Raw genomic sequence first — 15375 nt, 5'->3', positions numbered from 1 at the left:
CGCGCTCCCGAGCCCGAGGGCCTGCGCCGGGCGCCGCAGTACCGGCCCACGCTCGTCGACCCCTACCGCGACCACCTGCGGACCCGCCGCACCGAAGACCCCGCCGTCCCGGTCCTCCAACTGTTCCGGGAGATCAAGGAACGCGGATACGCCGGAGGCCTCAACCTCCTCTACCGCTACATCACTCAGGGCCGGGCCGGGAGCGACCGCCCCGTGATCAGCCCGCGCCGGCTCGCCCGCCTCATACTCACCCGGCCCGAACGACTACGGGACAAGGACACCGACCTGCTCAAGATCCTCACCGACGCCTGCCCGGAGATGACCGAGCTTGCAGGGCTCGTCCGCTCGTTCGCCGAACTTCTCACCCCGGCTCCCGGTAACGACGCCGTGCTCGCCGAGTGGATCGCCTCAGCCCGCGCTGCCGGCCTTCCTCACCTGCAGAGCTTCTGCAACGGCCTCGAACTCGACCGCGCCGCAGTCGATGCCGGCCTCACCCTGCCCCACCACAACGGCCGCACCGAAGGCGTGAACACCCACACCAAGAGGATCATGCGCCAGATGCACGGCCGGGCCGGTTTCGCCCTGCTCCGACACCGCATCCTCCTCGCCTGAATCACAGACGGTTACCACCGATTACGGGACAGAGCCGGAATCCTGATAGACCCCGGGTGGACCAAGCTTCGGCTGGGACGCTTCGGTCGGGGTCGACGGGCCTGTTTCACCTATGGGTGGCCAGGGCTTTCACCAGTGGTCGGCCTTTGGGGATGTGACTGGCAAAAGATTTCCCTGATTGCTCCCTGGATGGGGGCGGTGGTGGTTCTCGGCGCCCGGGACGATGTGCCAGGGGATGGGTAGCTGATCGTTGTCCTGCGGGATTCGCCGTCAGCCGCAGGCGTCGTGGTAGGGGAGCATGGGGAGATGCTGCTGCCACTGCGGGCGAGTCGGCGTGTTGGTGCTCGTGCAGATCTGTCGGACGGACTGGGCCGCTCCCAGCGCCGACAGCCGCACCGTGTGGTCGTAGCCAGCGGTGGCGAGGGTGCTGCCGTCCGGGGTGAACGCCAGGGAGGTGAGCTCCGCAGCGGCGATGGCCATGGGTTGGCCGATCGCGGTCGGGTGGGCCGGATCTGTGACGCGCCACAGGCGCACGCTGGTTCCGGCGGTGGCGAGGACATGCCCGTCGGGGCTGAAGGCCATTGCTCTGACAGGGCTGGTGTAGCCGCTGAGCGGTTGGCCGAGCAGGGCGGGGCGGGAATGGTCGGAGACGTTCCACAACCGGACCGTACCGTCGGTGACGCCCGTGGAGGTGGTGGTGACAAGGGTCCGGCCGTCCGGGCTGAACGCCAGCGAGATAGAGCCCCCGTTGAGAGGCGGTCCGGATCGGGCCGGACGGTCCGGATCGGTCACGTCCCACAACTGCGTCGTGTCGTTGACGTAGCGGCCGGAGACGGCGAGGGTACGTCCATCGGGGCTGAACGCGATCGTACCGCCCACAGTCACGGCGCCGGTCGGCAGCTGGCCGCGCAGGCGGACCCCGGTCAGGTCCGACACGTCCCACAGCCTCACACTGTTGTCGCCGCCACTGATGCCGGTGGAGGTCGCAGTGGCGAGAATGCGTCCGTCGGGGCTGAACGCCACCGTGCTGACGCCAGCGGAGAAGTTCGTGATCCGGGCGGCCACGGTGGGACGGGCGGGTTCTGCCAGATTCCAGAGGGTCACGCGCTTGTCGCCGTAGACACTGGTGGCGAGAACACGTCCGTCGGTGCTGAGGGCCATGGATGTGATGGTGCTGTCGGAATCCTGGATCCGGCCGAGAGGAGTGGGGCTGGCCGGGTCCGCGGTGTTCCACAACCGTACGGTGAGGTCGGTGGAGGCGGTGGCGAGAAGGCGCCCTCCTGCGCCGAACAGCGTTTCCGTGACGATGTCGGTGTGGCCGGTCAGCAGGGCGGTGGGCAGGTGCCACAGCCGTACGGTGCGGTCCTCGGATGCGGTAGCAACGGTGTGCCCGTCGGGGCCGAACGCCACGGAGTAGATGGCGGCGGTGTGGCCGGCCAGGGGCGGGGCGAGGGACGTGGAACGTGCGGGGTCGGCGGCGTTCCACAGCCCCACGGTGTGGTCCGCGAAGGTGGTGGCGAGGATGTGTCCGTCCGGGCTGAACGCTATGGAGCCAACGCTGGCGGAGCCTGTCAGTGCTCTGCCCACCGCGACCACGTGGGCTGGATCGGCCACGTTCAGCAGGCGCACGCTTCCGTGATCGGAGGCGGCAAGCGTGCGGCCGTCCGGCCCGAACGTCAGCGAGCTGGCACTGGTCCAGATCTTGTCGAGCGGCACAGTACGGGCGGGGTCCGCGACGTTCCACAGGCGTACCCCGTCCTCCACGGAGGAGGTGGCGAGGGTGCGGCTGTCAGGGCTGAACGCCACCGTGTTCACCGCCGAGGTATGCCGGAGGGGCGGACCCAGCGGCGCCGGGTGCGTGGGGTCGGTCACGTCCCACAGCTGCTCGTCCTCGACCTTCCTGCTGCCGGTGGCGAGGATGCGTCCGTCAGGGCTGAACTGCAGCGGGCCCATCGGAGTGCCGGCGAGGGGCTCGCCGAGTCCGTGGGGACGCGCCCGGTCCGTCACGTCCCACAACTGCACCGTGTCGACGGTGTTGACGCCGGCGGTCGCGAGTGTCCGTCCGTCAGGGCTGAACCTGACTTGGCTGACCCCGTTGCGGACCCGGACAGCCTCGCCGAACAGCGTGGGGTGCGCGGGGTTCGCCATGTCCCACAAGCCCAGGACACCCTTGGCTCCGTCGGAGCCCACGGCGGCGAGAGTACGGCCGTCGGGGCTGAACGTCATTGCAAGGACGCTGCCGGGAAAGTCGCTCAGAACGGTGGACAGCGGCTTGTTCGCGTCTTCGAGCAAGCGCGCGTAGTGATCCCCGGTGGGGCTGAGGCGGTACGCCTCGATGTCTACCCTGGCCGCGAGCGAGGGGTCAGTGGCGCGGAGCTGATCCGCTCGGGCCGAGACCTGGCTGACCAGGGCGCTTTGCCGACCTACTTGTGCCAGGTCGCGCTGGTGGAGGGCGAACACCCCGGCCGTAACGGCAGCGAGGACGAGCGCCGAGACGGCGATGCGACCGGTACGGAACTGCCGGGCGTACCGGTCGGCTTCGCGCAGGGTGGCAGCGAACCTCACATCACCGGGACGGGGAGCGGCGCCTAAGACCTCGAGCCGGTTCGCCTCAGGCGCCACCAGGCGAAGGCCCTTGCGGCGCGCGGCGAGCAGCTTGGCGTCCAAACCGGCGACCCTGAGCAAATGACCGTCCGCATCAAGGGCACCGGTGAGCGCGGTGCGCGGGCGCAGTCCGTAGAAGACGTCGCGGAGCCAGCCCACACCCGGCCGGTGCCGGAGCAGGGCCCGGAGTCCGAGCGCGAAGGCCACACCGAGCGAGGGTCCCTCGATCCGGTCCGGAGCCGTGGGTTCGTCGGACAGAACGATCCGCCACACCACGCAGCGGCCTTCGCGTTGTGAACCCGCCAGACGCCAAGCGTCGCCCAGCGCTGCGGCGAACTGGCCGTTCGGGCTGCGCACCCCGTCCATCGTTCGAGGGTCGGGATACAGTCCCGCCGGTCCCGGAGGGAACTCGCGCAGTTCCAGAACGCCGGTGACGCCCTCGGCGGACGGGGCCTCTCCACTCCGTCCGGATGAGCGACTGAAGACCACCGGGACGCGGACCACAGCGCGCTTGCGCGGTGCGATGCCCGCCATCATGAGCGCGGCGATCACCAGAAGTCCCTCGGCAGCGGACGACGGCCCGCCCGGAGTCGCAGCATTGCGCAGCTGCTGGCTCCGTTGCAGGAGGCCGTCGATTCCGTCGGCGAGACGGGGCGAGAGTCCGGCGAGTTCCTTGCCGGACGGCCGTGCGGGTCCGGGAGCGACCTCGGAGCACAGCAGCCCGCCGCCCTCCCATGCCCTGAGCAGTTGCAGGAGTGCAACGTCGTGCTCCTCGGCGCCGCCTTTGGCCGCGACGAGCGCCCTGGCCAGGAGGAGGGGGTGATCGGCTCGCATCACAGCAGCGTGCTCTTGGTCCGATGCGGTCGCCCCGAGCCAGGCGTGCAGTTCTTCGCAGCCACGACCGGCGAGCCATACCGGATCGTCCCGAACCCCCTCGCTGCAGCAGTTCCACCACAACGCCGACTCGCCGAGCAGCTCCCGGACTGCGGCCTGCGGGCCGGATGCCCGCTCCAGCACACCCTCGACCGTGCTCCGAGCCGTGGAGCCGACACGGGCCCCCCGCCAGCGCCCGCTGGTTCGGCGCGTCGCCACAGCGTCCGAGGGGGCTGGATCCCGGGTACTCGCGCGCTGCCCCGGTCCCCCTGCCCCGGTCACCGCAGCTCCTGGTCGATGACGCGACGAAGACCAACATCCGTGATCAGCGCCCGTACCTGGCGCCAGGTATCACGGGTCGCATCATTGAGCGCTGCGCCGACCGACAGTGCGACCGTCGCGCCGTCCCACGTACTGTCCGGACCCACCGGAGCCGTCACGGAGGCCCTCCATCCCTCCCCGCCGAAGCCCGGGAGCCGGACGTACGAGGCGGCAGGTCCGAAACGCCCCCGAGCCACGGGTACGAGCAACACCTGCTCAGGACCGACCAGGCTCGAGTACTCGACCACCGTCATCAGTGGAACGGTGCCCTCAACTCCGTGCACGACGAGTTCCAGGCTGTACCCAGGGGGGAAGTTCCCATGGCTGCGCACGAGGAACCGGGCGGTGCCATCCGGGGAGGCTGCCTCCAACAGCAGGGTGTCTCCTCCCGCAGCGGCCAGGCCGCCGGCCTGCGGAAGCTGCGGGAGAGAAAACCAACCCGGAGCAATCGGCCGGGAGCGTGACCGATCGCGCGCAGCCTTAGAATCCGGATTCCGGTTTCCAGCCGGTTCCCTCGGGGAGACAGACCCGGCGACGAGCGGTCCGGCGGGCAGGTCCGCTCCGATGAACGAGGCCCAGAGCCGCTGCCGCAGCGTATACCCCTCGCGGGCGCGGGCCCCTGCCAGGGGACGGTGGGCGACCGTGCCGCCGGTGAACGAGCGCCAGGAGCGCCGGGCGACCGAGTCTGCGGCCATCACGACGCCTCCCTCGGAACGGGAGGCGCCCCTCCGTGGTCCGCTGGGGCCGGAGGCGCGTCCGGCACCGCTTCGCCAGGCCTGCGGACAGCTTGGGTCGGCGTGGTCGCCCGACCGATCTGGGCCAATAGTGCAGGGGCGGAGGCTCCCACAGTCACCGCCGCGTAGATGCCGGTGACCTCGGTATGGAGCAGCCACCCGGCCGCGCCTCCCAGCGCCACGCGCACGAGTGCGGCGAGCGAGTCTGCCAGTGGATCGACGAACCTACCGAGCGGCGGGAGCGGGTCCTCGGTCGCTCGTGCCGCATGTCGTGCCTCTTGCCAACTGCGCAGACGTCCGTAGGTGATGACCGCTTCGGCGATCAGTCCACCGCCCGCCCCAGCAACCACGGCCTCGATCCACGTCAGCATCAATCCGCCCCCAGCCGACCTTTTGTCGCCGCTCCTGACAGAGAGTCAGCGTACGCCTTCGGCGCGCTGACTCCGAGAGGGCAACTGACGGCGCGCGCCTCGGCAATCGGCACGCACCTACCCGGTGTTGCCCGCAAGCCCGGGGCTGGCCGGCGACAGCGCTGATTCCAAGGCCGACCGGGCAAGTCGCCAAGCTGGCCAACTGCCAGTGCAAATGGCCACCCTGCGGCGCAAGTGGTACCGGCGCCGCACTTGCCGTTCGCCCGGGGCAAACGCGATCTACCACGCAAAGCTCCTGAGCCCAAGGAGAGCTGGTCACCGCGCTGGCGGCCTGGGCCTGCGTCGGCGGCACACCCGTCGGGCGCCCAACGGTGCACGCTGATGCGGCAAGATCCGAAAGCCCCAATGCGCGCGTTCCCAGGACCATGGTGAGCCGCGGCGGGTCCTGGCTTCGCCGACTCACTGGTCCCCGGCTGGTCCCCAGCAAGATCACGAACCGGCCGCCCAGTACCGTGGACCATCTGTCGGACCATCAACAAAAAGGCCGCCGACCTGGGATTTCTCCCGGCCAACGGCCTTCCGACATCACTGTCGGGACGACAGGATTTGAACCTGCAACCCCTTGACCCCCAGTGGTCGAACGGGCATCTGACTTATGCTCACCAGTCCAGATCACGCAGGTCAGGTCGTATCTCATCCACTCGCCATGACGCCTAATACCGCCTCATGACACCCAGTCCGTGAGAGGTGCGTGAGAGGTGCGCGAGCCGCAGTGAGCTTCCTCACTGCGGCTCAGCGGTGAGCACGTGGATGCCGACGAACCTCTGCTGTCTCGCAAGCGACGATTGTCCCAGCGGTCATCGAGCGCGAAACTCTTAAGGCCGGTGTCCTCGCCGCCCCCGAGGGCCAAGTCGGAGGAGGCCCCGCCAGGACGGGGCCTCCTCGTCGCCGCCCTCGCCGACCGCTACGGTACGGAGTCGCCCCCGCCTGACCGCACGCCGTCTGGGCCAAGGGGAGGCTCCGCTATGGAATTGCCGGGGAGAAGCGCCCCCGCCTCGGGGTCAGCCCCTGGAGCGCCATGCACCTCCGGAGCAGCGGTTCCAGGCGCAACTGGCCTCCCTCGTGGTCGAACACCTGGAGGGCGTCAAGGCAGGTAATGATCCAGCGGGCCTCGTCCTCGTCCTCAATCCGGACGGCCACGGCGGTCACCGCGCTCTCCAGGTCGAACGAGTCCTCCGTGAATTCTTCGGCAAGAGACCGGTAGCCGGTCACGAGCAACGGATCCGCGTACACGCCGGTCGCCTCGGCAAAGGCGCGAGCTTCGGCCCGGTCCTCGCGCAGGCCGGCCAGTCTGTGCAGCACCGCATCCGGGTCGCCCACTTCGCCGTGGAGACGGTGGGCCCGGTCGACCAGGATCGGCCAGCCTCCGGTCAGTTCATGGAGACGGTCCAGGCGGTCCTCCGTATGGAACTTCTCGACCCGCTGGGCCCAGCCGCGTAGGCTGCGACGGTCGTGCCGACGCAGCACCACCGGAGCCGCCGAGGTGGCTTCGGTGCCCGTCAGCAGGGGACGCCACAGACCCAGCTGGGAAGGGTCTGTGACCACGACCACCGCGCGGGTCACCCCCGGTGTCACAGGCAACAGCGTATCGGCCAGGTCCACAGCCTGCCGGGGGGCCTCGGGTCGGGCGTCGGGGTACCGAGCGAAGTCACTGATGACTACACGTCGTTCACGCGGACGCCCACCCGTGAGTTCCTGCTTGTAGACACTGGGCCTGCCGACAGGCGGCAACGTCCAGTCGGCGATACGTCCGGCAACCGTACGAAGGGTGTCACCGACGTCGCCGACACCGGTCGCGGTGGTACCGAGGACGACCCTCGTCTGGTTGGCTCGCTCGCCGAGGAGGTCGTCAAGCTGGGTGATGGTTAGCGGGGCCGACCGGCCATCGGGCAACTCGGGACGCCCCTCCTGCACGATGCTCTCCTGGAGCTCGCAGTCCTGTTCGGCTCTGAGCAGACGGGCGTCCACCTCATGAGAGGTGCCGATCATGCGAAGGGCGTTCGGGCCCCTCAGATGCCAGCCCTGGCCATCGTGGTTGGGAGCGAGGATACCGAGGCCCACCATCTCGGAGAGATATGCGCGGAAGCCCTCGGTGTCGAGTTGTTCGAAACCCTTGCGCCAGAATGTCTCGCACTCTTCGCGCAGTTCGGCGTCACTCAGCCGCACTTCCAGACCGCGGTGGCGCGCGTGGTAGGCCAGCACGTTGGCGATCACGTCGTAGCGATGGTCGAGACTCAGGGTGTCCTTGAACGCCGCCGAGATGCCGTCCCTGAGGCCGGTGTCCGACTCCACGACCTCGATGTCGGCGATTTCTACCGCGTAGGGGGGTCCCTCGACCCCGCGCCTCGTCCGCTTGCGGTGCATCACCTCGACCAGCCGGTGACCGAACATCTGGAGCAGGAAAGGCTGGTAGGAGCAGTAGCCGAGTACCCGGTTGACGAGGTCTATGTCCTGGAACTCGAAACCGAGCGCCCGCATGGGGTCGACCAACAGTTCGGCGGCGGACTGGGGAGCGAGCGGGCCGATCACCTTCGGGGTCTGCGCGAGGTGACCGAACGGCCCGTTGCTGGCGAGCTTGGAGAACCGCTGCACGGAGTGCAAGCCTGCGAAGACGACCTTGGCGCGGTCCTTGGTGTCGGAGCCGAGGCCCTTGAGCTTCTTGGTCTGATCGAAGCGGGGAGCATCCGCCTCGAAGAACTGGTCGCACTCGTCGAGCAGGACCAGCAGCCGCCGACGGGAGTCCCCGTCGAGCCAGGCGCAGATGCCCGCGCGAACCCGTTCGGAGATGTCCTTCCCCGACTTACGGCTCGGCTGTCCGCCCAGCACTTCGGTCGTCCTGAGCTTCTGGTCGAGGACACTCCACAGCGCCTCCGGTCCCAACGAGCTGCCCTTACCGATGTTCTCCTGGTCGAGGTTGACATACACCGCCAGCTGGTAGCCGGGGCGCTGCTCCTCGAACCGCTCCCCGGCGTCACTGAGCAGGGCGGACTTGCCAAGTCCCCGGCCGCCGAAGATGACCTGTGTGCCGCTCCGGTCGAGAACGCTCTTGCGCTCGACGTCGCGCCCGTAGAACATCTCTCGGCCGATCCGTCCGCGCTTCTCCCTGATGTAGGGGTTGACCCCCGAGAACGGCAGCAGGGTCTGCGTGGCCGTGCTGACCTGCCGGTTCCCCCGTGCCGCGAGATAGGCGAGGGCTGCGTCGTCAACGACCAGCATCGGCTGCAACCGGGCTGATCCGACAGCGAGTTCGGCACGGGCCTCACGGCCCAGCGTGCCGAAGTAGAGGACGAGGAGGCTCGCACCGCTCGTGTCGCCCTCCGCCAGACTCATCACGTACTTGGCGGACGGACGGCCCCAGACCATCAGCACACGCAGGTTGCCGCCCTGCTCCCGGATCTCCGAGCCGAACGCGGGCGCCTTCGCTCTACCGTTGATCTCCACTTCCGTCGCTTCGAACAGACGGTACTCGCGTCGCCGGTGGGACTTCTCGTCCAGCGGCTTGGCGCTCTTGGCCTCGTAGCCGAGGAGCTTGAGAGCTGGGAGCAGCTGCCGCCGGGCGGACACTTCAAGCCGGTCCTTCGGCTCGGTCGCACCCAGCTCCCGCCATTCCTCCACGGCGTCCGCCGCCAAGGCCGCCTCGTCGGTCGACAGCGCGCTGTAGTCCAGGATAGGGATGTTCGGGTGGGTTCCGCCGGATCGGATGAGGTCGACGAGGGCGTGGTCAATTCCCTTGGGCAGCCCGTCGGGCACCGCCGGAAAGAACTCGGTCAGGTGGGACTCGCCGCCGTCGATCTCTGGAACGTCCTCGCCGATCTCCAGGAAGTAGACCAGGTCCGCGGCCGTGGCCAGGCCACCGGTGTCCAGGTGCCGCAGGACCTGTGAGCGCAACTCCTCTGTGGGATCCAGGACGTCGAGCCGGGCTCGGATCCGGTCGGCCGCCTGCTGCCGGAAGGTGGGCAAGTCGTCCCGCACGGTGTCGAGCGCCCGTCGTACGTCGACCAGGCCGTGCACGTCGATGTCGTCAAGCCGGCCCCTGGCGTCGGCAAGGAGTTCTTGGAGACGCAGGTCCTGGTCGTCGGTGATGGCACTGTCGGCCTGTGCCCGGTGCAGTTCCGCAACGAGGTCGTCGTGTTCGCCGTGCAGTTTCGTGCGCCGGGCGGCTGCCAAGGCCTCGATCTCGGCCACCGCGGGTGGGGTGAACTCCCCGGGCTGTGCGCCGGGCAGCAGCCCTCGTCCCGCCAGGTCGACGAGGGTACGAGCTGCGGCGAAGGCATCGTGTGCGAGCCGCTCGGCGAGAGCGTCCTGCCAGCTCCGGTCGACGGCGGTGAGCAGCTTGCCGAGCGCCGGACGCTGGCCACGGCGGTCGCATACCTTCAGAAGTTCCGCGTCCAGCACGAGTTCGGGATCCACGGGGCTTCCGGGACGCGTGGTCACGGTGCCACTTTCCAGCAGGGCAAACAGCTCCTCCATGGAAGCGAGTGCCGCCCAGGCAGTAGCGGCCTTGACAGCGCCGTAGCTCCGAGTCAACTGCTCCAGTTCGCCCAGTGCCGCCTCCCGGCCGTTCAGCAGGGAACGACGCAGGGATGAGATCTCCTTGACCGCGCGGTTGCTGTCGGAGCGATCACCACGACGGATGGTGTCGACCGCCAGGCACCACTCCTTGGCCAGGCCGACGGTTCGTTCCACGAGATGCACCAAGTCTTGCCGCCCGGAGCCCTGGAGCGGCTTGCCACTGGACGCGCGGTGCTTGCGGTCCATTCGGTCGATCTCGTTGTTCACCTCGGGCAGCTTCGACAGGCGTTCGGCCTGCTCGCGTACCTGGGCCGCCCCGTCACGGTGGTCGCGGACCACGGTGGTGAGCATCGATCCGAGGAGGCCATCGTCGGACAGCCAACGCTTGGCGATCTCCGTCGCCCGCACGAACCGAAGCCGCGGTGGCACCAGCAGAACACGACACTGCTCCAGTAACTCCCGCAACCGCACCTCCGCCCCGGAGACATCGGCGCTGACCGTCAGCGGCGAGGCCGTCATCAGGGCACCGCTGAGGGTACGGTCGGCCACCGCGGTCGCCGCCTCCGCCAACCGTTCCGGCAGCCGGGGTGCCAAGGCCTTCAACTGGGCACCCGCCAGGTGGTCCCCGGTGATCAGCGCCGTACGTAGCAGGGCGGGCAGCAGAAGGAGCTCGCTGCCTTCCATGTCTCGGCCTTCGTATCCGCTGTACTGCCGGAGCAGGTCCGCGGTCAGCCGGGCTCGCTGGCTGTCACCCGACGTCAGCAGTGCGGCGGCACCGGCCAGACGAAGCGCCACCACCTGCGCCTCGGCGTGACCGGCTGCCTTCGCGACATGGTGGGCGAGCCCGAAGCGTCGCTCCACGACCAGCCTCGTCAGTGCCTGCTCCGTCGCGACCGCGCCGAGGTTCTCCTTGGTGGTGACCGGGGCGATATCCTTCGGAGCCGGCTCTGCGGACTGAGCGTCTTCGTCGTACGCCCCGGTGGACACCGACGCGGACACAGGGGCTAGCGCTGCCGGGAGGCCCGCCGTCAGATCCGTAGTCGCTGCCACCGTCCCGTCCGTGGATGCCATGGCCTGGGGCTCGTCAGTGTCGGGCAGACCGGCCACCGGTTTCGGGGCGGGAGCTTCCGGCACGGTTACGGCGTGAGGCTGGGATCCCTCGGGGGTGCGGCCACCGGGCTTGACCGTGAGGCCATCGTCCGGCTCCTTGGCGACCTGCTCCCCCTGCCCGGCGGTCATGTCGGCGGCAGCTGGCTCGTCGGCCGCTCCGACATCGCCTTCAGCAGCCTTCACGTCCGCCTGGATCTCCACCTTGGCCCCGACTTCAGCCGATTCCGCGAAGGCTTCCTCCGGCTGCGCCAGTACCAGCTCATGGGCCATGACCACCGCCATGGCACAGGTGGGCAGTAGCCGCACCATCTGATCCTGCAGAGCCAGAATCTCCGCCGCTGCATACAGCTGCCGCCCGTCGCGGATCAGCCGCGCGAGATCGGCGAGCGTGGCACCTTCCTGCCGTTGGGTCTGCTCCCATACGGCTGTGTCCAGCAGCCGGCGGGTCGCTCCTCGCACGGCCTCGGCAGCGGATGCGGCGGGGCTGTCCGGTCGGCATGCGACGTCCAGCAGTTCCCGCAGCGTCTCCCGTACCTGGCGGTCATGGTCGTGTACCGTCCGGTACTCACGTGCGGCTTGCGTCATGTTCTCCAGTCGGCGGGGCACCCCGTTCATCCCCGCCGCACGGAACACCGCGTCGGCCGTGTCGAAGACGGCGCCGAGCGCGCCCAGTGCGGCCAGGTCCTCGTCATGCGGAGGGCGCCCGTCGGCCACCGTACCGGTCACGTTCTCCGCGGCCTGCCGGGCCAGTGCGAGAGCCGACTCCAGTTGTCGGCAGACTCCCTCCGGCTCCGTCTCCTGGTGGGCACGAGCCTCTTCGGACGCGGCCGACAGCACCTCGTGTGGCGCGCTGGAGTCCGACACAACGTCCTCGGAAGCTCGGGCCGTCCCATCCGACCCGTGGGTGACGGCAACCGCTTCGCCGTCTCCGTCACCCGCAGACAACCGCTCGCGGCCTTCTCGTATGCCCTTGAGGTCCGGGTACGCCGCTACTACGGAGCGGGCCTCGTCAGCCACGGAGGCCAGCCGTAGGGACTCCTCTTCGTCGGCCGTCTCGGTGAACCAGTCCTGGCCGGCCGCCCAGGCGAGCACGTAGGCATCGGTGACGGAAGCGTTGCACCAGGCAAACACCGTGGCCCGAACCAGCGTGCCGCCCCATCGGGAGACGGGGTCGGAGACGGTCGTGTCGTCCTGGGCGAAAACGGCCTCGGCGATCTGGTTCACCACAGTGGGCGTGAGGTCCCTGATGCCGCAGGTGCAGGCGTGCTGCCGAACATCGCGCCGTAACCGGGAGAGGACGTCCTGACACAGGGCCCTACCCACCCGCCGCGGGGCCGCCATGCGGATACCCAGGTTGCCGAGCAACCGCTGCCGCTCCCTGGGCGCCAGTGAGTTGAAGGCGAGTTCCACCATGTCGACCGTGAACCCGCTCATGGTGGCGTCGACCGGGTGCTTCAAAGCGTTGAGGGCGGTGGCCAGACCTTCGAGGTCCTCGGCCGAGGCGACCGGCGGGGACAACGGCGGCCCCGTGATGACGCGGTAGCGGTCGTGCATGTACGCCTACTCCGTTTCTGCGGCTGATTCTGCGGGATCGGCTCGCTCGACGCCGAGGAGCCGGGAAAGTGGGGACAGGACGGCGGAAGGAGAGATTGGCGGCATGGATTCACGAATCAGCGGCCGCGAGTGTGCTCAGTTACGAACGTGTAGCCGAAGGGCAGTTCCCAGCCGTCCGCCTTACCAAGCCGGCGGCAGTGGTCGCGGAAGGCAGCTCGCTGCGCTTCGCTGGGGAAGCAACCTGGCCGAAGGCGCCGAAGGTGACCTGCAACGAGCTTGGAGGTGAGCAGCCCCACGCTCTCCAGGTCCGCGCCGCCCCAGGGGCGTATGACCCGTCGTGGTACGGGGCGGTAGCCGATGAGCGGGATGGTCGGCTGCCCGTCGCGCGCCGGGTAGTGGGGTTGGCCCCCGCCATCCCGGCTGCCAAGGGCCGGCTCCAGAAGTCGTTCCCCGATCAGCTCCGCGACCGCCGACTCCAGAGCGGCGGTCTGGGAGCGCGCCGGCCGACGTCCGTAGGTCGCACTCGGCAGAACCGAGCGGTCCAACAGGGCATGACCGTCCGGGGTGAGCAGCCCGCAGCGGCGCACGGTGCGCATCACCAGCTGCCGGGGGCCGAGGCCGGCCGCGCTGTCCCCATGGCGATCGCTGCCCGGAGCATCCTCTCTGGTGAGCACGCGGGGGTCGTAGCGGTGCCCGATCACTCGGTCGCTGACGTACAACGGCTCCGGGAGCTGGGTCGTGGCCAAGCGGACCACTGTTTGACCGCGGAGCCAGAGCAACTCAAGCATCAGACCGGGGAAGAAGTCGCGGGGCCAGTGGATGCCCGTCAAGCGACCGGGTTCGGCGCCGAGTTCGGCGGTGACATCCTGAGCCGCCTCGCTTTCGAGCAGTATCCGCCCGGCGTGACCAAGTTCGAGGTGAGATGTGAGACGTGAGCCGTGGGATGAGCGGAGTTCGCGTGCGACATGCGGGGGCAGGGGGAACCAGCCGCCCATGAGATGGGCCAGTCGCAGGGGCGACCGCCAGGCGATCCCTGTGTCGTTCCGCAGAAGTTCACCGGCGCCGAGTAAGGCATCGTCGGCGAGGGGTGGATCGACCGGATCGACGTCCGCTTCCGTGTCCATCCCTGCTTCCGGATCCGGCGACTCAGGAAGAGTCGATGCCCAACCACGTCCTGCCGGGGCCAAGGGGTCGCCGGGCGCTCCGGCGCCACCAGGATAGTGAGACCGCCAGACCCCCCCGCTCTCGAAGGCGTCGTCGTGCGTGATCAGGGAGCCGTTCTCGAACAGGCCCTCGTTACTGTCCCCTCGGACAACGTCGGCGATCGTCAGGTTCGCCCGGCAGACCGCCGCGGCGTATCCCACTCCCCTGAGCAGTTCCGTAGCACCGGGGAACTGGCGAAGCCGCGGTCCGACCGCCGTGTACACGGTGGTCGGGGCGACAAGGCCATGGCGCCGCCGCCTCGTCGGGGTGGCTGCATGCTCCACCGCAGCTGCAAAGGACCTGAGGTCGCCGCCACCCAGCGGGCCTGTATCTCCCCAGCACTGCGCGAGGGAGGCCCGGGTCATGGCGTAGTGGCCCCATGTGCGCAGCGCAGCGCTGGAGCCGAGGACGCCCCGTACGGTGTCGAGCAGACCGAGCAAGCCCGCTCGGAGTTCGTCATCACTTGTGCTGCCGATGAGTTCGGCCAGCGATACGGGCACGAAGGGACTGAGCAGCTGATCCCGTGCCGTAGTCAGGAGATGGTCCGTATAGGCCGTCAGGTCGTCGCACCGGGCCGCTTCCGGGGACGGGTAGGAGACATCGACGACGACATGTCCGTCCTCGTTGATCCAGCGCCGTCGTGTACGTAAGCGGTGGAGCTGGGCCGGCGAAAGGCTCAGGGCCGGGCCAAAGGCATGGAGGTCCGGGACCAGAAGTTCTCTTCGGCGAAGAGCCGCGCCAGTCGCCGTCCGGCCTGGGCCCACTGCACCAACAGGTGCCCCCGACACCCAAGCTGGTACATCCCCGAGAGCCCCCACTTCCGGGTGTGCTCCCTCGCGGTGGACGATCTCTGCGTAGATCGGATCCGACCCTGTGGCCACGCACACCATGGCGCCGACAGGAAGCGGCGGAGCCCACTCCCCGAAGGTGATCACAGGGAAGTCGTCGAGCCGCAGGGGACTGCCACCATAACCATCACCTCCGAGGTTGTACCCGAAGTACGCAGCGTTTAAGGCAACGGCAGTGTGCACTGGTGCCCTTCGGGCGGCGACCACTGCTTCGAGATAGCGCAGCAGCAGATCCCGTTCCTTGCCGGGGGTCGCGTCGTAGCCTTTCGTCATGGCGGGGGTCAGCAGGTCCTGTTCCCCGTACGGATCGGGCACCCCCGGATGCCTGTGGTCGCCGCCCATCGCTGACATATACAGATCCCCACCCATGGCACTTCCGCCACATCACAGGCCACCCGGCCCGCTGGCGGTAATTCCGGCAGACTACGCCGAAGTGTCGGGTCCCTGTGGCAGCTTCCTCACTTTGTAATCGTCAAATATCCAGATACGCCCAACTTGCACGATCGTTTACGCCTGTCATGGTCCGTCCACCAAGGAGCAGAGTGCTGCTGGTCGGCCGCTGGACCGGACGCG

At 68.8% G+C, this 15375-nt stretch carries 5 protein-coding genes; 1 reads left to right on the top strand and 4 read right to left on the bottom strand.

Translation table 11 applies throughout. The features are described 5' to 3' along the window. Positions 1 to 612, top strand: a 612-nt coding sequence (locus ACIO5D_RS36230) for a transposase (RefSeq protein WP_400800411.1), incomplete at its 5' end; no start/stop codon positions are given. A gap of 270 nt (positions 613 to 882) precedes the next feature. Here ACIO5D_RS36230 and ACIO5D_RS36225 read toward each other — a convergent pair. The 4 genes from ACIO5D_RS36225 to ACIO5D_RS36210 form a co-directional block, all read right to left on the bottom strand. Next, entirely contained in the window at positions 883 to 4233 is a 3351-nt protein-coding gene (locus ACIO5D_RS36225) for a hypothetical protein (protein WP_400800409.1), read from the bottom strand. Between the two features lie 134 nt (positions 4234 to 4367). After that, positions 4368 to 4529, bottom strand: a complete 162-nt coding sequence (locus ACIO5D_RS36220) for a hypothetical protein (protein ID WP_158707026.1) — start codon at positions 4527 to 4529, stop codon at positions 4368 to 4370. Positions 4530 to 6538: 2009 nt separating this feature from the next. Further along, positions 6539 to 12751 (bottom strand): hypothetical protein, encoded by a 6213-nt coding sequence (locus tag ACIO5D_RS36215; protein ID WP_400659629.1) that lies wholly within the window; start codon positions 12749 to 12751, stop codon positions 6539 to 6541. A gap of 116 nt (positions 12752 to 12867) precedes the next feature. Continuing rightward, positions 12868 to 15153 carry a hypothetical protein gene (locus ACIO5D_RS36210; protein WP_400659631.1) on the bottom strand — a complete coding sequence of 762 codons (2286 nt, stop codon included), beginning with the start codon at positions 15151 to 15153 and terminating at the stop codon, positions 12868 to 12870. Positions 15154 to 15375: the final 222 nt, after the last annotated feature.

It is taken from the genome of Kitasatospora sp. NPDC087315, from assembly GCF_044744345.1.
GTDB lineage: Bacteria > Actinomycetota > Actinomycetes > Streptomycetales > Streptomycetaceae > Kitasatospora.
Note: the sequence above shows the minus strand (reverse complement) of the source record. Positions and strands in the feature narration are given on the sequence as shown.